This window comes from Thermogutta hypogea (assembly GCF_055386265.1).
In genome coordinates this window covers 3,810,394-3,828,217 of the sequence record NZ_AP042425.1, presented here as the reverse complement: position 1 = coordinate 3,828,217, position 17,824 = coordinate 3,810,394, and the positions used below count along the sequence as shown (strand labels likewise).

Below are 17,824 nucleotides of genomic sequence, written 5' to 3'. Positions count from 1 at the left end.
CGGTTTATTCTTTGACCCGCTCGATGTACTCGCCGGTGCGCGTGTCCACCTTGATCAGGTCGCCCATCTCCACGAAGGCCGGCACGCTCATTTCCGCGCCGGTCTCCACGGTGCACGGCTTGGTCACGTTCGTGGCGGTATTTCCCCGGGCTCCCGGCTCGCAGTACTCCACGCGGAGCACCACGTGGTTGGGCGGCGTGACGGAGATCGGCCGGCCGTTGAACAGCACCATCGCGCAGTTCATGCCTTCCTTGAGGTATTTCCAGGCGTCGTCCACTTGATCCTTGCTCAATTCGTATTGTTCATACGTGTTGTTGTCCATGAACACGAATTGATCGCCTTGGCGGTAGAGGAACTGGGTTTGAATTTCCTCGACGTCGGCGGCCTCGATCGAATCCCCGCTCTTGTAGGTACGGTCGAGCACGGTGTTGCGCACGAGGTTCTTGAGGCGGCACTTGTAGAGGGCCTGTCCTTTGCCCGGCTTGACGAAATTGCACTCGATCATCAGGTAGGGTTCACCGTCGATCTGAACCTTGAGACCCTTCCTGAATTCGCTGGTGTTATAAGTGGCCACGAACGCATCCTTCTATTCTGGAATATCCGAAGACCCAAACCGCAGCCCGACCCGTCGTTGCGACGATCGGCCGGTGAAATCCCCCATCACGAACCCGCGTAACGGCTCCCTCGACGGACAAGCGTTCCCTTCGGCGGGGCGTTCGCCTATGTTAGGATTAGGATAATGAACGACCCGCTTGGGCATAGACGAAACAGCCGGCCGAAGCTACTCAACCCGTCCGACCTTACGAATATTCAAATATTCTCGATGACCCAACCTCTCAAACCGCTGCGATTCGACGAACAGGCAATAGCCGATCCTTCGGCGGGCGTCATTCCAGCCGCGCTTGCCGATCCTGCAAGCCCCCCTGTGGACGGCGTGCCGCACGAATTCCGTCCGCACGCGGAGGCTGCCAAACCGTGGCGGCGGGTGGTTGCGGAAGCGATTACGGACCCGGCGGAATTGTGCCGCATCCTTCGTCTCCCCGCTCGATGGGCGGAAGCCGCCCGGCAGGCCGGATCATCATTCCCGCTGCTCGTACCGAGGACGGTTTTGTCCCGAATGGAGCCGGGGAACCCTCGCGACCCGGTCTTGCGACAGTTTTTCCCCGTACCGGAAGAACTGGAGCGCCGTGAGGGATTCTCCGGCGATCCCTTGGCCGAACGGTCCGCCTCACCCGCTCCGCGCGTCCTCGCCAAATATTCGACTCGACTACTTATGTTAACGGTTGGGGGCTGTCCCGTCCATTGCCGCTACTGTTTTCGTCGGCATTTGCCGTACGAAGAGCTGATGCGGCCCGCGGCCTCGCCGTGCGGTGCCGTCCCCAAACCGGATGCGCCCTCGGGAGAGGTCGCATCCACGCTCCTGCCGCTGGAGACGCTCCGCTTCCTCGAGTCCCAAAAGAGTTACAAGGAAATCGTTTTGAGCGGCGGGGAACCCCTCCTTTTGGACGATTCGCGGTTATTCTCCCTGATTCTTCGTTTATCTCAAATACCCCATCTGACGCGAGTTCGCATCCATACGCGGATGCCGATCGTGATTCCTCAGCGAGTGACTGATGAATTCGCGGTGACGCTCAAATCCTCGCGATTGACGCCGATGGTGGTCTTGCACGTGAACCATCCCCAGGAGATCGACGACGCGGTGGCGGCTGTCATCGGGCGCCTGGTCGATGCCGGGGTGCCCGTGCTTTCCCAAAGCGTTCTTCTGGCGGGCATCAATGACCGCACGGAGATCTTGGCGGAGCTGTGCGAGCGGTTGGCGGACCTGCGCGTGATTCCTTATTATTTGCATCAACTGGATCGGGTGGAGGGCGCGGCCCATTTCGAGGTGCCGGTCCAGGAGGGGATCCGGCTGATTCAGGAGCTCCGCGCCCTGCTGCCGGGCTATATGGTTCCTCGCTATGTGAGGGAGTCTCCCGACAGCCCCTATAAAGTGCCACTGGCCTAGTGGTGCCATCGCGACTATCATGGGCGGATTGTCCGGCCTATTGTCCGGCCTATCCACCGGTCGGCGTGGCACGGATGCGGATCGCGGCTCGGTCGGGCGACGTTGCCGCCCCGGCCGCGCGACCATGGAATGGCTCGGTTCGTTCGTATCCTCGGACTCGATGTGGAAGCGATCATGGCCGAAGCGTTTGACCCGTATCGAGACGCCTTGGTTGTCGAAAAGACGACGCTCTGGCCGAACGGCACTTTCGGCTTGGAAGAAGATTTTCGCCGCCGGGTGGAATGTGCCTTGCACGAGCAACCATCGCAGGCGGCCGACCTGGAATACGTGCGGCTGCCGACCGGATTCCGGCGTGAGATCCGGGTCACGGCGGCCGACGTGGAACGAATTTTGGGTATCGCGGTCGCACCCAAGGAAGAGCCGGCGTCAAGCGGCAAACCGGCCGACGGCGAGGCGCCGGCGCCGAGCACCGACGTGGAGCAGCAGGCCGGACCGGCAGCCGACGGTTCGCCGAAGGAAGCCTGAGCGAGCCGCATCCGTCCAACTGCACTGCGACGATATCCCATGTCCGAACCCTCTTCCGATTGCGTCCGCGTCGATCTCGGGCCGCGAAGCTACGACATCCTGGTGGGGGCCGATTTGCTGTCCCAGGTCGGTAAGGTGATCGCCGATTTGGGCCGTACCACCCACGCCTGGGTGGTCACGGACGAGAACGTCGCGCCGTTGTACCTCTCCCAGGTGTGCGATTCCTTGAACCAGCGCGGGATCCGCGTAGATACTTGGGTCGTGCCCGCCGGAGAGCCTAGCAAGTCCGTGGAGACGGCGGCGGCGGGTTGGCGGAAGTTGCTGGAGGCCGGCGCCGATCGCGGGACCGTGGTGGCGGCCTTGGGCGGCGGCGTGGTCGGCGACCTGGGCGGATTTCTCGCGGCCACCTTCGCCCGCGGGCTGCGATGCTTTCAGATTCCCACCAGCCTGCTGGCCCAGGTCGATAGCTCGGTGGGCGGCAAGGTCGGAATCAATCTGCCCCAAGCCAAGAACATGGTCGGCGCGTTCCACCAACCGCTGGGGGTCATCGCCGACGTGGGCACCTTGCGGACGCTGCCGCAGCGGGAGTACGCATCGGGCTTGGGAGAGGTCGTCAAGTACGGGATGATCTTGGACGCCGCGTTCTTCTCGCAATTGGAAGCCGACGTCGAGGCCTTGCTCCGCCGGGACGCGGAGGTCTTGCGCCGCGTCGTGGCCCGCTGCTGCCGGCTCAAGGCGGATGTCGTGGAGCGGGATGAGCGTGAGGAGTCCGGCTTGCGGGCCGTGTTGAATTACGGGCACACGTTCGCCCACGCCTTCGAAACCCTGACCGGCTACGGCGTTTGGTTGCACGGCGAGGCGGTGGCGGCGGGGATGCACTGCGCGGCGGTGCTGGCCGCCCGGCTGGGTCTGCTCTCGCCGCAAATTGTCGTACGGCAGGCCGATTTGTTGCGGCGGCTCGGCCTCCCCACTTGCCCGCCCCGGCTCGCCCCGCAGGACGTCGTCGCCTGCATGATGCATGATAAGAAGGTCCGGCATGGGCGCTTGCGATTCGTTCTGCCGACGGAAATCGGTCATGTCGAACTGATCGATTCCGTCTCCGCCGAGCAGGTTGTCGCGGCCTTAAGCGCGGCCGCTGCAAGCGAACCCGCGTCCTGACAATCGCCATGAACACACGGTTGATCTGCCGCATCGTGGGAATGATCGCCTTGATTGTGGGCGGGAGCATGGCGCTCAGCTTGCCCTGGTCCTTGCCCGTCTGCGGTCAGACCGACGTCTTCGACGCCCGCGGCTTCTTCGGCCTGCTCGGCTCCATGGTCGTTTGCGGCGTCGTGGGGGGCGGTCTCTGGTATTTTGGCCGCAAAGAGGCGGCGCAAAGGTTGCTGCACCGCGAAGCCATCGCCGTGGTCGGGCTTTCTTGGTTGACGGCCAGCGTCCTGGGGGCGTGCCCCTTCCTGCTCTCAGGCGCGGGCCGCGGCTATACCCCGAAGGGCGAGGTCGTCCGAATGAGATTTGCCGACGCGTTTTTCGAGTCGGCATCGGGGTTCAGCGGCACGGGCGCCAGCGTGCTCGGCGACGTGGAGGATCGGCGCTTGATCTCTCCCGCCGTGCTCTTCTGGCGATCGCAGACGCACTTCCTGGGCGGCTTGGGAATCATCGTGCTGTTCGTGGCCCTCTTGGGATTAGGCTCGGCGAGCAAGGCTTTGCTCCGCGTCGAAGTCGCGGCCCCGTCGCAGACATCCACGCACGAGCAGACGCGGCGCGCGGCCATGGCGTTCGGCGCCGTCTTCCTGGCGCTGAACGCCCTCTTGACGCTGCTGCTGCTTTTGCAGGGACTTTCCCTGTACGATGCCTTGTGCCACGCCTTCGGTACGGTCGCGACGGGGGGGTTCAGCACACGCAACGCCAGCGTGGGCCATTACCGCAGTCCGTCCGTGGAGTTGACGATCGTCCTCTTCATGCTGTTGGGTTGCACGAACTTCGCCCTTCTCTATTTCGCGGCCAAGGGCAAGATTCGCCGTCTCTTCTCGGACCTGGAGTTTCGCGTCTATCTCTCGATCGCGGCGGTTGCGGTGTTGCTGATGACGGCGGCCCTGATCCGCCATCACCATGGAAGCCCCCTGGAGAGCCTGCGCCTGGCCCTCTTCCAGTGCGTTTCCATCCAGACCAATACCGGGTTCGCCACGGCCGATTTCAACCGTTGGCCGCCCTTTTGCAAGGGATTGCTTTTGGTCTTGATGTACGTCGGGGGCTGCGCGGGCAGCACTTCCTGTAGCGTCAAAGTCATTCGCTACATCTTTCTCAGCAAGATCGTCTCGCTGGAACTCCAGCGATCCTTCCGGCCCGGCATGGTCAAACATATCCGCTTGGGCGGCGTCCCGATCACCGATGCCGAGATTCTCAAGGACGTCCTGGTTTACGTCTTGCTGATCGGATTGATCTCCGTCGCCGCCTGGTTGGCGCTGCTGGCGATCGAGCCGCTTTCGATGTGGACGGTTCAGGCTCAAGCGGGCGATAAGCTGCTGGATTGCTTCTCCGCCGTGGCCGCGACGATCAACGGCGTGGGGCCGGGGTTGGGAATGTTCGGGCCGACCGCGAATTTCGGGGCCCTGCAACCGTTGTCCAAGATCATCCTCTCGCTCCTGATGCTCTTGGGACGGATCGAGCTGTTTCCCATCTTGGTGCTGTTTTTGCCCGGCTTCTGGAGCCGCCGATAGAGTTTTCCGGCGAGCCCGATTCGCGCGCGGGAAGGCAGCCGCCGCACGGCTGAAGGACGCGATTCAAGGCGGCGGGACGTGATTCAAGGATGGATGCGGGGGCTGATGAGCGTGCGCAGCAAGGCGGGCGACAGTTCGTGCAAATGGTCGACGACCAAGTCGGCCGCCGCCAAGTCCTGATGCGTCCGCCCGGTGCTTGCCAGCCCCACCGCTTTGGCGCCCGCCGCGTGGGCGGCCTCGATTCCCGCCGGCGCATCCTCGACGACCGCGCATCGCTCGGGCGGCAATCCCAAACGTTCCGCCGCCAAGAGAAACACTTGCGGATCCGGTTTGCCCCGGGTCACGTCCATGCCCGTCACCACCGCCGAGAACAGCGATCGCCGGCCCAGCCGTTCCAGCGTCAAGGCCACGTTTTCCGGCGGTCCCGATGAGCCGATTGCCAATAGGAAACCGTCGGCATGAAGCTGATCCAGCAACTCCACGGCGCCCGGCATGATGGGGAAGTCCTCGCGGATCAGTTCGCGAAAAGCCGCTTCCTTGCGGCGATCCAGTTCCCGAATCTCGGCTTCGTCGCAGGTCCTTTCTCCCCATAGCGCGGCGATGATTTCGCGACTGGTCCGGCCGAACGTCTTAGCAAACTGCGGCTCCGTGATGTTCAGGCCTTCTTCCGCCGCAATCATGCGCCAGCTTTCGAAGTGGGCGCGGTACGAATCGATCAGGACCCCGTCCATGTCGAAGATGCAACCGAAGCCCTGCCGTTCGTCCGTGGGGTTCCGGGAAGCCATCGTCTCCTCGTTGTTCTGTCTTGCTCGTCCGCGATGTTTCCGGATCGCCGCGACGCAAGGGAGCACGCCATCGCGGCTTGGGCGTCGCTCGGGCGGTCCTTCTTTTTTTACCCCGACCGTTCCCGGCAAAAAAGACGGGACCAAAAACTACGGCTCCCGACGGAATCGGGAGCCGTTCGCAACTCGAAGTCGGGCCGACATCAGGCAAGGCGTCGTGGGAACGTCGACACGCTTGTCGGTTCGCCGCAAGACCGTCAATCCTTGTAAACCTTAGAGAAGAACTCGGTGCTGGCCTTGGGGTCGGGCTTGATGGTCGGGCTGCCCTCGTGCCAATCGGCCGGGCAGACTTCGCCGTGCTTCTCGAAGTATTGCAAAGCCTGAATCACCCGCAGGGCCTCATCCACGCTGCGACCGAGGGGCAGATCGTTGACGACCTGATGCCGAACGATCCCCTCCTTGTCGATCAAGAACAGGCCGCGCAAAGCGATACCGCCGGGCAGCAAGACGTCGTAATCGGCCGCGATCTTCTTGTCCAAATCGGCGATCAGCGGATAGCGGATGTCCCCCAGTCCGCCCTTCGTTCGCGGCGTGTTGCGCCAAGCCAAGTGCGTGTAGTGGCTGTCCACCGAGCAGCCCAATACCTGCACGTTCAACTTCTCGAACTCGGCGATCCGATCCGAGAACGCGATGATCTCGGTGGGGCAGACGAACGTGAAATCCAACGGGTAGAAGAACAACAGCACGTACTTGCCGCGGTAGTCGCTTAGGGACAGGTCCTGGAAGGAACCGTCCGGCATCACCGCCTTGGCCTTGAAATTCGGGGCTTCTTTGGTAACCAACACACTCATGGCTTCAACCTCCGGAAAGTTACAGCGACTTCATACCTTGAAAGTCACCGCCCACCGGTGCCGGGCGACGAATCCCTGCGGCATCGTCGCGCAGGTCGGACAAAGCGGTCCAGGGGCACCGGGGCGATGATCCTCGACGCATCGCATGCAGGATGTAACACAAAGTTATGCGCCCGCCCGGCAAGAGTCAATCACGCCCGCCGCCGAGGAGTGGGAAGCGAGCAGGGGGAGCAACGCCCGCAATGCCGCGGCGCGGACGGGCGCTCCGGAGAGAAAGCCGCCGCTACTCCGACCGTCTCGCGGAGCAGCACCCGCGCAAGAAAAACAAGTCCGCTGCAAACCCGGCGCCGGCTTGCAGCGGACACTTTGGACAATCAAAAACGCGGATGGGCGAGCTGCGGAGCGAAAACCGGCGGCATCATCCCTTGGCCAAGGCGGCCGCGGCCCGCGAGGAAGAACGGTCGCTGGCCAATACCTGCCGCAGCAAGGCGGAATAATCTTCGTACGGCGTCACGTCCGGCGCCCCGCCCGCGTATTGCAGGATGGAATTGTGCGGCCGCTTCGTCAGCGAGAGCAACGTGGAGGAAACCGTGCGGACCTTTCCGTTGCCGATGACCACGCCCCAGCGCCCTTCCGCATCCGCGCGACGGGCGAACGTGCGGCTGACCACGGCCAAGAAGGCGACCGCGGAGTCGAGCTTTTGCAGCGTCAACAACCGCCGCGCGAAGGCCTGCCGCGGGTCGTTCGGGTCGTCGACGTCGCCGTTCGTCAAAAAATGCAAACCGGGAGCAAGCTCCACCAGACGAATCGAGTCGCCTCCGTAAACCACCGCAGCGTAACTCGCGTCGACACAGACGTAATTCGCCCCCGCGTAATTGCCGGAGGACAATTCGTCGACGGCCATCCGGGCGGCGTCTCGGGCATTGGCCGCTCCCAGCAACTTACGGCAAAGCAAGCCTCGCGAAATCGGTTCCGGCGGGACCGCACGCTTGGGACGGTTGGACACCGCCACGCACAGACCGTGCTGGTTCACTCCCAACCACGTCCCGTTGGCCTTGCGATCGACGCCGCATACGACCCTCGGTCGCCCGGACTGAATCCGCGGCGGCGAGCTAGGTCGCTCGGCATCTTCCTCGCGGTTGTAGGCCAACAGAACCGGAGCGTCCCGCGCCACTTGAAATTGAAGAGCTAGAATGCACATCTCTTTCCCGCACTACTCCTCGATACAGTCCTAAACTCCCTTCGCGACGTCGAAACGTTCCATCACGGTCCGTCGCGGATCGAGCCTTGCTCAACCCTTCGGTTCGGAATACTCCCCCTCAAAATCGGCTTGCGCAAACCCTCCTCGGCCGGATTGCATTCGCTCCAGGAATTGTTCCGGCCGCCTGATCGCGAATTCACGAACCACGCCGCGCTGTCAATCTGACAACGAAGGCGTTCAGCTTCCCCCGGCGTCTCGCGTCTTGAGTTCTCCCCAGGCTCTCCCGATTTGTCGGAGAAATTGCTGGAAAAGAGGGCGGAAAAACCCGATTACGGTAGTCTCACGCAGGAATACCAGCGCGATCGCATCGTGCTTTTCTGCCGTTTGGCGACCCCATCCAGCATGGTGACATCATTGTGATGACGTATAGACACTACGTCACGGCCGCCAGGTTCGTTCGCCCGACGAAACTGCAACTGAATCAATCGCAGCAAGACGCAATAAGTCTAAGATAACAACTTCCAACTCCGTGTGAACCCATCTCGTGGGGGGTGTTTCTCCATATGATTTAGGTTGTTAGTATTCCATGCAGGGCTTGAGGTTGCTACCGGCAGGGCGCACAATGGCCCTTTTCCCGAACCAATGTGGGCAACGAGGGGAACACGATGAAACTGATACCGCTCGGGGAGCATGTGATCATCCGGCGATTGCCGGCCGAAGACCGGACGGTCGGCGGAATCGTGCTTCCCGACACCGCGCAGGAGAGGCCCCATCAAGGTCGCGTCGTGGCCGTCGGGGATGGACGCCGATTGTCCGACGGCAGCCGGGCCCGGCCTCAGGTGGCCGAGGGCGATCGCGTCATTTTCAGTCCCTATGCCGCGCGCGAAATCCGCATCGGCGACGACGAAGTGCTGGTGCTGCGGGAGAGCGATATCCTGGCGGTTGTGGGCTAGGCGCCCTCCGGTCTCTGCGGCGACCACCGATCGGCGAGCCGGCAACGGCCGACCGTCCCGAACGGGGCCTAGCCGCGATCCCTGCGAATCGGGGGCTTCGCCCGGCCGGCAATCGAGGCATCGTATGGACGTCTTCGAGGCCATCGAAAAGCGTTACAGTTATCGGGGGCGATTTACCGCAGAGCCGGTTCCCAGGGAACATCTGGAGCGCATCGTTCGTGCCGGGATCGCGGCGCCCTCCGGTAAAAACGCCCAGACCACGACCTTCGTGATCGTGGATGACCCGGCTCTGCTCAAACGGCTGGCCGCCCTGTTCGATAAGCCTTGCTGCGAGACCGCCCGCGCCATGATCGTCTGCGTCACGGACCCGCGTCCGGTGATGGGCGACGTCTCTTTCCACGTCGAAGACTGTGCGGCCGCCGTGGAGAATATGCTCTTGGCGATCACCGCGCTGGGCTACGCCACAGTCTGGCTGGACGGCGTCCTTCGCTACCATCGCTTGGCGGAACGCATCGGCGAAATGCTCGGCGTGCCGCGCGATCGCCAAGTTCGCGTCGTTCTCCCCTTGGGCGTCCCCGCGGAACCCGGCCGGCAGAGAGAAAAGCTGCCCTTCGAACAACGGGCGTGGTTTAATCGCTACGGCGGGTGACGCAACACCCTTGCAACGGCGCGAATGGGGAGCCGGCTGCGTTGATCTCGGCCCCCGGCAAAGCAGGGCCTTCCATCGCTATTCCTCGCAAGACTCGCGTTCCGTGGCATTCGCCGGCCGACGGATGGCCGGTCCCTGCACTCCTGATATTTCCGCATGTCAGATTTCCGCGCTTCGGCGACGACGCCGACCGTTCCGCGTGCGGCGAAGGTCTTTCGACCGCCCACGCCCGGGCCGTATAATAGGGCGCCGATTCCGCCGCAAGTTTTGGAGGCTCATCATGAATTCCCCTGATTTCGATCCGTCGCGATCGGCCTGCCCCATCCCGCAGGACTCGTCCGATATCGTCCGCATGGCCCACGGGGGCGGCGGCCGGCTGATGTGGCGATTGATCGAGGACGTATTCCTCCCCGGTTTCCGTCGGCAGGGCGAGACCGGGCGCGATCCCCTCAGCGATCCGCCGCACGACAGCGCTGTCATTCGGACCGGGGACGGCACGCGTTTGGCCTTTACCACCGACTCCTTCGTGGTCCAGCCGCTCTTTTTTCCCGGCGGAGATATCGGTTCCCTGGCGGTTTACGGCACGGTCAATGATTTGGCCATGGCGGGGGCCAAGCCGTTGTGGCTCGCGGCCGCCTTCATCATCGAAGAGGCCTTCCCCATCGACACGCTGCAAAGGATCGTGGCCTCCATGCGGTCCGCCGCCGACGCCGCGGGCGTTCGCATCATCACGGGCGACACCAAGGTGGTCGATCGCGGCAAAGGCGACGGCGTCTTCATCACCACGACGGGGATCGGATTGATCCCGGAGGACGTCGGCGTCAGCCCGGCCGGAATCCAGGTGGGCGATAAGATCCTGCTCTCCGGCGACGTGGGGCGTCACGGCGTCGCCATCCTTTCCGTTCGCGAGAATCTGCAATTCGAAGGGGCCTTGCCCAGCGATTGCGGCCCCTTGAACGGATTGGTTCGAGCCATGGTTAAGCATGCCCCGCAGGCGATCCACTGTCTCCGCGACCTGACGCGCGGCGGCCTGGCCACCGCCCTCTGCGAGTTGGCCCGGGAGTCCGGCACCGGTTTCGTCGTGGACGAATCCCAAATCCCCGTACAGTCCCCCGTCGCGGCGGCTTGCGAACTATTGGGCCTGGATCCGTTGTACGTCGCCAACGAAGGACGGATGATCGCCATCGTCGCCCGCGCCGCAGCCGAGGAACTGTTGGCCGTGATGAAGTCCCATCCGGCGGCCTCCGACCCGCGCATCATCGGTGAAGTGACGGCGGGATCGCCCGGCGTCGTCGAACTCCGCAATGCCTTCGGCGGCTCGCGGGTGCTGGACTTCCTCTCCGGGGAGCAAATGCCGCGGATCTGCTGAGGGAATGCGGACGCTTTTTGCCGCGACCGGACGAGCGGCAAGGTTTTCGCGGTTCGCCACGGGCGGGACTCGTCTTCGCCATGAATCTACCCCTGCGTGTTACGCCTTTCGAAGACCGCTGGCGCTGCCAAGGTTGCGGCATTTGTTGCCGCGGCGTGATCATCCCGTTGAGCGACGACGAATATCACCGCATTCGCGAGCAAGGCTGGCAGTCTCGCCCGGAATTCGCCCGGCGCAGGCTGTTTGTGCGGGTTCATCCCTTGCGGCGTCGCTACCGCTTGGCCCAACGGCCGGACGGCTATTGCGTCTTCCTCAGCCCGCAAGGCCGCTGCCGCATTCATGAAGAGTTCGGCGAAGAGGCCAAGCCGCTCGTCTGCCGCATGTTTCCCTACCAGATCGTGCCGCTGGAACGCTTTGCCTATCTGACGGTGCGTCGCAATTGCCCCACCGCGGCGAGTGAGATCGGCCCCACGCTGGAGGAGCAAGCCGAGGCATGGCGGCCGTTGGCGGAGGAGGAGCGACTGCGTCCCCGCGCCGCGGCCCCGCCGCCGCTGTCGGTCGCGGTGCGCGGAGGTTGGCGGCACTTCCATCGGGTCTGCGATTCCGTCGAGCGTCTCCTCCGCGACGACCGTTTTCCCATGGTCCGGCGGCTGGTTCACGCCGTCATGCTGGCGAACATGCTGGACCGCTGCCGCCCGCAAATCTGGGCCGACGAAAGCAAGCTCCGCGAGTTGCTGCGACTCTTGGAGGGTTCGATTCCGGAAGAGGCGGGCGAGTTTTTCCGCGAGCGGCGCCCGCCCGGCCCCACCGCCCGACTGCTGATGCGGCGCACGATCGTCGATTACCTCCGGCTGCACCCGCGCTTCGCCCTGGAGAACACCTGGGCCGACCGCCTCCGTTGGATCGTCACCAGCCTCAGCCTGGGTTGGGGTCGGGGGCGCATTCCCGCCCCGTCGGCGGGCCGAGCGTTTCGCCCCTGGAAGCCCCTCGCGGCAAGCCCGACCGCCGACGCCGACCTCCCGACCGAGCCGCAGGGCCGGCCGAGCACCGGCTGGGTCTCCCTGGCGGAACTGGAGAATCCCTTGGGACCGCTCGATCGCGAGCTTCTCCGCCCCTTGGATCGTTACTTCGAAAGCATGGCCGTCTCGCGACGCTTCGCCGTCCGCGGCAGACGCGGCTGGCCGCTGACCGACCGCATCCGGGCACTCGGGGTATCCTTCGCCGTGGGGATGTGGATGCTGCGCTGGGCGAGTCGCGGCCGCAACCTTACCGCAGATGACGTCATCGACGCCGTCATCGCGCTGGATCGAGGAGAAGGACATGCCGCGCAGGCTTCGCGCGGGTATCGGCAGCGGTTGCGGGCGCTGGATCGGCTGGGGCAAATTCCCCGCCTGCTGGCTTGGTACGTTCAATGACCGCGCCGTTGCGAAGCGCGGTCCCCGAGGTGGGCGATGCGGGACTCGAACCTGCGACCCCCAGCTTGTCGAGCTGGTGCTCTAACCAACTGAGCTAATCGCCCATACCGTTCCTCTTCGCATGGCGAGAAGGCCGACGACCGCAATCGAAAACCGATCGGCCGGCACTTACCGCGCGCGAACGCGGAACACTATGGTATTGTAATCGCAGGCGGGGGCGTGAAAAGCCCCACCGGCCCGGCCGTCGGCCGGCCGAGTCGACATTCGGCGGGGTTCGCGGCGCTTGCTTCCGGAGGAGCCGCGGGGCTATGCTAGTGTAGTGTCTTGTAATTGAGGGAACTTATCCATGGCCGCCGGCGTCTCACTCTCAGACCGAGGAGGATGACGCCATGCGAGTTGCGAAAGCCATCGAGTTGAGTGACGCGGAACGAACGACGCTGACGAAATGGTCGCGGGGTCGGAGCACGCCGGCACGCGTGGTGTTGCGTGCCAAGATCGTCCTGGCCGCGGCGGCGGGCAAGCGTAACGACGAGATTGCCGCCGAACTCGGCTGCACGCGTCGCACGGTGGGAACGTGGCGGACCCGCTTCCTGGAGGCGGGTCTGGCGGGCCTCGACAAGGACAAGCCGCGCGGCGGTCGCAGACCGAAGGTCCGCGCCGCCAAGGAGGCGGAGATCCTCCGCAAGACGACGCAGGAGAAGCCCGCCAACGCCACGCACTGGTCGACCCGCTCGATGGCGAAGGCCGTGGGGGTAAGCAAGGCGACTGTGCATCGCATTTGGCGTGACCACGGCTTGAAGCCGCACTTGGTGAAGACCTTCAAGGTCTCCAACGATCCGCGGTTTGTCGAAAAGGTCGTGGACCTCGTAGGCCTGTACCTCAACCCGCCCGAACACGCCTTGGTGCTCTCCTGCGACGAGAAGAGCCAGATTCAGGCGCTCGATCGCACGCAGAAAAGTTTGCCGCTGTATCCCGGCCGGTTGGGTACGCTGACGCACGACTACAAACGCCACGGGACGACGACGCTGTTTGCGGCCATCGAGGTGGCTGAAGGCAAGGTCATCGCCGAGTGCATGCCGCGACATCGCCATCAGGAATGGTTGAAGTTTCTCAAGAAGATCGATGCGGAGACGCCGCCCGAACTCGACTTGCATTTGATCGTGGACAACTACGCCACGCACAAGCATCCGAAGGTGCAGCGGTGGCTGGCACGGCACCAACGCTTTCACATCCACTTCACGCCGACGAGTAGTTCCTGGCTGAATCTGGTCGAACGCTGGTTTCGCGACATCACGGATCGCCGCATTCGCCGCGGCGTCTTCAAGAGCGTTCGGCAGTTGGAACGGGCGATCTATGAATACATTGCCGATCACAATGCCAATCCCAAGGGCTTCACGTGGACGGCCAAGGCCGAGGCGATCCTCGCCAAAGTCCGTCGCGCCCGCGCCGCACTGGATAAGGCCCCATCTGAGTGAGACACTACACTAGGGTGATCGGTGCCGCCCGACGCGCATCGGCCGGGCCGAGCGCCGATCTCCGTCGCGCCTACCGGGCGAGCGCTTTCGGCAAGCGCCGCGGCGAAGTCTCCCCTCTCCTAGGCATCGACTTTTTGCGAAGGAGCAAACAGCATGGCACGTTCGTTTTCCACGGCTTCCGGTATCTCGCGCCGGCAATTCGTCCGCAATGCGGCCGTGGGGGCCGCCGCTACGGCCGTCTCGTGGCGGATGGTGCACGGCGCCTTGAACGACGACTTCCAAGTGAAGATCGGTTTGATCGGTTGCGGCGGGCGCGGGACGGGCGCGGTGCTGAACGCTCTGGGAGCCGCGACGCACGTCATCTATCCGTCGGCCGGCTATCATACCGAAGACGTGGCGGAGAACGCCGCCGTGGCTCGGCCGAATATCCGCGTCGTAGCCCTGGCGGACGTCTTCGCCGATCGCTTGCAAGCGTGCCGGACGCAACTCGAAAAGCTGAACATCAAGATTCCGGACGAGCATTGCTTCGTGGGCTTCGACGCGTATCGGCAGTTGCTGGCCCTGGAGGAGATCAATTACGTGATATTGGCGGAGCCGCCCCATTTTCGGCCGGCGCACCTGATGGCCGCCGTCGAGGCCGGCAAGAACGTCTTCATGGAGAAGCCCGCCGCCGTGGACGTGCCCGGCGTCAAGTTGGTGATGCAGGCCGGCGAGTTGGCGGCGCAGAAGGGCCTCGGCATCGCCGCCGGGACGCAACGCCGGCATCAACTGAGCTATCGCGAGACGATCCAACGCATTCACGACGGCGCAATCGGCGAGATCATCTACGGCAAGGCCTACTGGAACGGCGGCGAGATTTGGGTCATCGAGCGCCGGCCCGAGTGGACCGATATGGAATGGCAGCTCCGCAACTGGAACTACTTTACCTGGCTTTCCGGCGATCACATCGTGGAGCAGCACGTCCACAATCTGGACGTCATGAATTGGGTCATCGGCACGCACCCCATTCGCGCCGTATCCGGCTTGGGCGGGCGGCAAGTGCGGACCGATCCCAAGTACGGGCACATCTTCGACCACTTCGCCGTGGAGTTCGAGTATCCGGGCGGCGTGACGGTCTTCAGCCAGTGCCGCCAGATCAACGGCTGCCAAAACATCGTGGGCGAGGCGGTCGTCGGCAGCAAGGGGCGCAGCGATTGCGCCCAGTCCATCCAGGCCGGCGGTGAACGTTGGCGCTACCGCGGCGAGAACCCCAATCCGTACGAACGCGAGCACGAAAACCTGATCGCGAGCATCCGGGAGGGGAAGCCGATCAACGAGGCGCAAAGCGTCGCCGAGAGCACGATGACGGGAATCCTCGGCCGCGAGGCGGTGTACAGCGGCCAGGCGATCTCGTGGGAGGATGCCATGCAATCGACGACGCGGCTGGGGCCCGATCGCTACGAATTCGGGCCGTTGCCCGTCCCGCCGGTCGCCATGCCGGGACGATACCAATTCACCTGATCGTCACGCGGCACGGTCGAGGATCGGGGCGACGGCAAGCAGGGCCGGCGCGCGGGCGGCTTGGGCGCGCCGCCCCGGCCGGATGCCGAGGCGAGAATGCGCAAAGCGTCGGCATCCGGCGCCGGTTCCGTGGGAATGCGGTGCGAGGGGCCTACCGGCTCCGGGCGACCACGCGGTATTGCAGGTAGTCGAGCATGATGTTGATGACTTCGTCGAGGTAGTAGTCACGCTCGATGCCGGCGTCCTCGCCTTGCTTATTGAGTTTTTCGAATTGCGACCGCTCGGTCTTGTCGGCATCCAATTCCTTGATTTGGGCGAGGAACTTCTCCTCGTTCAAGGGAATGCTCTTCCGCGCCCGCTGAGCCAGATACCGCTCGATGTCCTGGCGGACCTTTTGGAAGTCGGGGGAGGCCGCCACCCGTTCCGCCGACCGGGTCTTCAGGTAGTCGACGACGGAGGGATCGATGTCGCCGTACGGCTTGTAGGTCGCCGGCTCGATGCGATCGAACGGCAAGGCGTACTTGAGATCGGATTCGGCGATGCCTTCCAGGTGGTCGGTGATGGACGGGAGCGTGATGTCGGCGGGGACGCCGCGATTCTGCGTGCTGTCGCCGTCCGGTCGATAGAATTGCTGGATGGTGATTTTCAGGGCGCCCAACTTGGGGGCGTTGGGCAGGCGGAACAATTGCTGGCCCAAATCCATCAGGCTTTGCACGGTGCCCTTGCCGTGGGTGCCGGCGTCACCCACGATCAGGCCGCGCTTGTAGTCCTGGATCGCGCCGGCCAGGATTTCGCTGGCGCTGGCGGAGAACTTGCTGATGACCACGATCAGCGGCCCGTTCCAGGCCACGCTCGTGTCCTCGTCGTCGTAGACGGAGACGCGTCCGACGGCGTCCTTGACCTGGACGACCGGTCCGGAGGGAATGAACAGGCCGGTCAGGTTGATGGCCTCTTGCAGCGAGCCGCCGCCGTTCTTGCGGAGGTCCAGGATCACGGCGTCCACGCCCTGGCGATTGAAATCGTCGAGGATGCGGCGGACGTCGCGGGTGGTGCTGCGGAATTCGGGGATGCCCAGGCGGGCGCCGCTCATATCCATGTAAAAGCTGGGCAGGTCGATGACGCCGATGCGGTAGGGTTTGCCGTCGGGACGGTTGCCCTGCTCGAAGACGCGGCCCTTGGCCTCGCTGTCCTTGAGTTCGATGCGTTCGCGGGTAATGGCGTAGACCTGCCGCGGCCCTCCGGCGGCGGGCAAGACCTCCAAGCGGACGACCGTGCCCCGCTTGCCGCGGATGAGCTGCACGACGTCGGACAACTTCATGTCCACGACGTCGACGATCTCGCCCGATTCACCCTGGCCCACGCCCACCACCTTGTCCTCGACCTTGAGCCGCCCGTCCTTGGCGGCCGCTCCGCCCGGGATGATGCTCTTCACGATGGTGTAGCCGTCCTCGGATTGCAGAGCCGCCCCGATGCCCTCCAATTCCAACTTCATCGTGATGTCGAAGTTTTCCAGCGTCTCCGGCGACATGTAGCTGGTGTGCGGGTCGTACGATTCGCAAATCGCCGTGAGGTAGATTTCGAGCAACTCGTCGGCGTCGGTTTGATGCATCCGCTTGCCGAAACTGCTGTAGCGTTTTTCCAGCTTTTCGTAGGCGGCTTGACCCTCCATTTGCTTGTCGGCCTTGAGCACCAGCAGATCGAGCTTGATCCGCTTCCGCCAGCGGTCCCGGGCCTCGGCGGCGTCCTTGGGATAGGTCAATAGGTCCGGATCGCGGATGATCTCCTCGTCCGCCGTGAAGTCGTGGGGCTGCCGAATCAAATCCAAGGCCGACGCCACGCGTTCATCCAATCGCTTCAAATAGACGCTGAAGACCTCGTAGGCCAGGCTGACGTCGCCTTTTTTGACGGATTCGGCGATTTGATTCGCCTGCTGCGTGAAGCGGTCCACGTCGCTTTGATAGAAGTACAACTTCATGGGATCGAGGGCTTTGAGGAACAATCCCATGGCCCGTTGCGAGATTTCCGCGTCCAGCGGGTGCCGCGTGAGGTGTTGTCGGGGCAGGAGCAAGGCGACGCTCTGCGCGATGTGGCGGTCTTGCGTGCGCGGCCCGTCCGGATCCCCACAAGCCGGAATGGTGACGACCAAGGACAACAAGACGGCCCAGATCAGTCCGGCAGAGGGCCGGGAAGTGAAGAATCGAGACATGCTAGGTCCACTCGCTGGAAGAAAAAAGAAAGGAGAAAGCCACCGCATTCCGGCGCCGCGGCCACCGTTCTCAAAAGGAATACCCCTCACCTGACGGAAAGCCTTCCGCGACGATCCTTTGCTATTTTACGCACAGGCCGAAACCGGCAAAGGTCAAAACTCCGCTCGGGGGGCAT

The 17,824-nt window shown here is 63.7% G+C and carries 16 protein-coding genes and 1 tRNA gene; 11 read left to right on the top strand and 6 right to left on the bottom strand.

Translation table 11 applies throughout. From position 1 onward, the window contains the following. Positions 1-4 precede the first annotated feature (4 nt). A complete protein-coding gene (efp, locus tag ACZ5B4_RS13790; RefSeq protein ID WP_464911808.1) occupies positions 5-574 on the bottom strand; it encodes an elongation factor P in 570 nt (189 codons plus the stop codon). Positions 575-823: 249 nt separating this feature from the next. On the opposite strand from efp, the gene ACZ5B4_RS13785 reads away from it, so the two are divergent. The 4 genes from ACZ5B4_RS13785 to ACZ5B4_RS13770 all read left to right on the top strand — a co-directional run bounded on the left by ACZ5B4_RS13785 (position 824) and on the right by ACZ5B4_RS13770 (position 5,247). Beyond that, positions 824-2,005 carry a KamA family radical SAM protein gene (locus tag ACZ5B4_RS13785; RefSeq protein ID WP_464911807.1) on the top strand — a complete coding sequence of 394 codons (1,182 nt, stop codon included), beginning with the start codon at positions 824-826 and terminating at the stop codon, positions 2,003-2,005. Positions 2,006-2,179: 174 nt separating this feature from the next. Beyond that, on the top strand, positions 2,180-2,530 hold the full coding sequence (locus ACZ5B4_RS13780) for a hypothetical protein (RefSeq protein ID WP_464911806.1): 351 nt from the start codon (positions 2,180-2,182) through the stop codon (positions 2,528-2,530). Between the two features lie 39 nt (positions 2,531-2,569). Next, positions 2,570-3,688, top strand: coding sequence for a 3-dehydroquinate synthase (gene aroB / locus ACZ5B4_RS13775; RefSeq protein WP_464911805.1), 1,119 nt, complete (start codon positions 2,570-2,572; stop codon positions 3,686-3,688). An 8-nt stretch (positions 3,689-3,696) separates the two neighbouring features. Continuing rightward, positions 3,697-5,247 carry a TrkH family potassium uptake protein gene (locus tag ACZ5B4_RS13770; RefSeq protein ID WP_464911804.1) on the top strand — a complete coding sequence of 517 codons (1,551 nt, stop codon included), beginning with the start codon at positions 3,697-3,699 and terminating at the stop codon, positions 5,245-5,247. Positions 5,248-5,330: 83 nt separating this feature from the next. Here ACZ5B4_RS13770 and ACZ5B4_RS13765 read toward each other — a convergent pair whose 3' ends face one another. The 3 genes from ACZ5B4_RS13765 to ACZ5B4_RS13755 all read right to left on the bottom strand — a co-directional run bounded on the left by ACZ5B4_RS13765 (position 5,331) and on the right by ACZ5B4_RS13755 (position 8,081). Beyond that, positions 5,331-6,032 (bottom strand): HAD family hydrolase, encoded by a 702-nt coding sequence (locus ACZ5B4_RS13765; protein ID WP_464911803.1) that lies wholly within the window; start codon positions 6,030-6,032, stop codon positions 5,331-5,333. Positions 6,033-6,286: 254 nt separating this feature from the next. Beyond that, entirely contained in the window at positions 6,287-6,880 is a 594-nt protein-coding gene (locus ACZ5B4_RS13760; RefSeq protein ID WP_464911802.1) for a peroxiredoxin, read from the bottom strand. A 418-nt stretch (positions 6,881-7,298) separates the two neighbouring features. Continuing rightward, positions 7,299-8,081 carry an NRDE family protein gene (locus ACZ5B4_RS13755; RefSeq protein WP_464911801.1) on the bottom strand — a complete coding sequence of 261 codons (783 nt, stop codon included), beginning with the start codon at positions 8,079-8,081 and terminating at the stop codon, positions 7,299-7,301. A 288-nt stretch (positions 8,082-8,369) separates the two neighbouring features. Here ACZ5B4_RS13755 and ACZ5B4_RS13750 point away from each other — a divergent pair, with 288 nt between their 5' ends. The 5 genes from ACZ5B4_RS13750 to ACZ5B4_RS13730 all read left to right on the top strand — a co-directional run bounded on the left by ACZ5B4_RS13750 (position 8,370) and on the right by ACZ5B4_RS13730 (position 12,467). Further along, a complete protein-coding gene (locus tag ACZ5B4_RS13750) occupies positions 8,370-8,501 on the top strand; it encodes a hypothetical protein (RefSeq protein ID WP_464911800.1) in 132 nt (43 codons plus the stop codon). A 245-nt stretch (positions 8,502-8,746) separates the two neighbouring features. After that, positions 8,747-9,034 carry a co-chaperone GroES gene (locus ACZ5B4_RS13745; protein ID WP_464911799.1) on the top strand — a complete coding sequence of 96 codons (288 nt, stop codon included), beginning with the start codon at positions 8,747-8,749 and terminating at the stop codon, positions 9,032-9,034. 124 nt (positions 9,035-9,158) lie between these two features. Then, positions 9,159-9,683 carry a nitroreductase family protein gene (locus ACZ5B4_RS13740; protein WP_464911798.1) on the top strand — a complete coding sequence of 175 codons (525 nt, stop codon included), beginning with the start codon at positions 9,159-9,161 and terminating at the stop codon, positions 9,681-9,683. 280 nt (positions 9,684-9,963) lie between these two features. Further along, a complete protein-coding gene (hypE, locus tag ACZ5B4_RS13735) occupies positions 9,964-11,052 on the top strand; it encodes a hydrogenase expression/formation protein HypE (RefSeq protein WP_464911797.1) in 1,089 nt (362 codons plus the stop codon). An 80-nt stretch (positions 11,053-11,132) separates the two neighbouring features. Continuing rightward, positions 11,133-12,467: a YkgJ family cysteine cluster protein gene (locus tag ACZ5B4_RS13730; RefSeq protein ID WP_464911796.1), complete on the top strand. Its 1,335-nt coding sequence runs from the start codon at positions 11,133-11,135 to the stop codon at positions 12,465-12,467. Between the two features lie 30 nt (positions 12,468-12,497). Here the strand turns inward: ACZ5B4_RS13730 and ACZ5B4_RS13725 are convergent. Beyond that, positions 12,498-12,571, bottom strand: a tRNA-Val gene (locus ACZ5B4_RS13725). 285 nt (positions 12,572-12,856) lie between these two features. On the opposite strand from ACZ5B4_RS13725, the gene ACZ5B4_RS13720 reads away from it, so the two are divergent. Further along, positions 12,857-13,942 (top strand): IS630 family transposase, encoded by a 1,086-nt coding sequence (locus ACZ5B4_RS13720; RefSeq protein WP_464911496.1) that lies wholly within the window; start codon positions 12,857-12,859, stop codon positions 13,940-13,942. A gap of 153 nt (positions 13,943-14,095) precedes the next feature. Beyond that, positions 14,096-15,442 carry a Gfo/Idh/MocA family protein gene (locus tag ACZ5B4_RS13715; protein ID WP_464911795.1) on the top strand — a complete coding sequence of 449 codons (1,347 nt, stop codon included), beginning with the start codon at positions 14,096-14,098 and terminating at the stop codon, positions 15,440-15,442. A gap of 151 nt (positions 15,443-15,593) precedes the next feature. Here the strand turns inward: ACZ5B4_RS13715 and ACZ5B4_RS13710 are convergent, their stop codons facing one another. After that, a complete protein-coding gene (locus ACZ5B4_RS13710) occupies positions 15,594-17,648 on the bottom strand; it encodes a carboxy terminal-processing peptidase (RefSeq protein ID WP_464911794.1) in 2,055 nt (684 codons plus the stop codon). Positions 17,649-17,824 lie beyond the last annotated feature (176 nt).

Coding starts and splice junctions, on each gene's coding strand:
- ACZ5B4_RS13760 (WP_464911802.1), bottom strand. CDS start 6,880: ATGAGTGTGTTGGTTACCAAAGAAGCCCCGAATTTCAAGGCCAAGGCG.
- ACZ5B4_RS13770 (WP_464911804.1), top strand. CDS start 3,697: ATGAACACACGGTTGATCTGCCGCATCGTGGGAATGATCGCCTTGATT.
- ACZ5B4_RS13730 (WP_464911796.1), top strand. CDS start 11,133: ATGAATCTACCCCTGCGTGTTACGCCTTTCGAAGACCGCTGGCGCTGC.
- ACZ5B4_RS13710 (WP_464911794.1), bottom strand. CDS start 17,648: ATGTCTCGATTCTTCACTTCCCGGCCCTCTGCCGGACTGATCTGGGCC.
- aroB (WP_464911805.1), top strand. CDS start 2,570: ATGTCCGAACCCTCTTCCGATTGCGTCCGCGTCGATCTCGGGCCGCGA.
- ACZ5B4_RS13715 (WP_464911795.1), top strand. CDS start 14,096: ATGGCACGTTCGTTTTCCACGGCTTCCGGTATCTCGCGCCGGCAATTC.
- ACZ5B4_RS13765 (WP_464911803.1), bottom strand. CDS start 6,032: ATGGCTTCCCGGAACCCCACGGACGAACGGCAGGGCTTCGGTTGCATC.
- hypE (WP_464911797.1), top strand. CDS start 9,964: ATGAATTCCCCTGATTTCGATCCGTCGCGATCGGCCTGCCCCATCCCG.
- ACZ5B4_RS13720 (WP_464911496.1), top strand. CDS start 12,857: ATGCGAGTTGCGAAAGCCATCGAGTTGAGTGACGCGGAACGAACGACG.
- ACZ5B4_RS13740 (WP_464911798.1), top strand. CDS start 9,159: ATGGACGTCTTCGAGGCCATCGAAAAGCGTTACAGTTATCGGGGGCGA.
- ACZ5B4_RS13785 (WP_464911807.1), top strand. CDS start 824: ATGACCCAACCTCTCAAACCGCTGCGATTCGACGAACAGGCAATAGCC.
- ACZ5B4_RS13745 (WP_464911799.1), top strand. CDS start 8,747: ATGAAACTGATACCGCTCGGGGAGCATGTGATCATCCGGCGATTGCCG.
- ACZ5B4_RS13755 (WP_464911801.1), bottom strand. CDS start 8,081: ATGTGCATTCTAGCTCTTCAATTTCAAGTGGCGCGGGACGCTCCGGTT.
- ACZ5B4_RS13780 (WP_464911806.1), top strand. CDS start 2,180: ATGGCCGAAGCGTTTGACCCGTATCGAGACGCCTTGGTTGTCGAAAAG.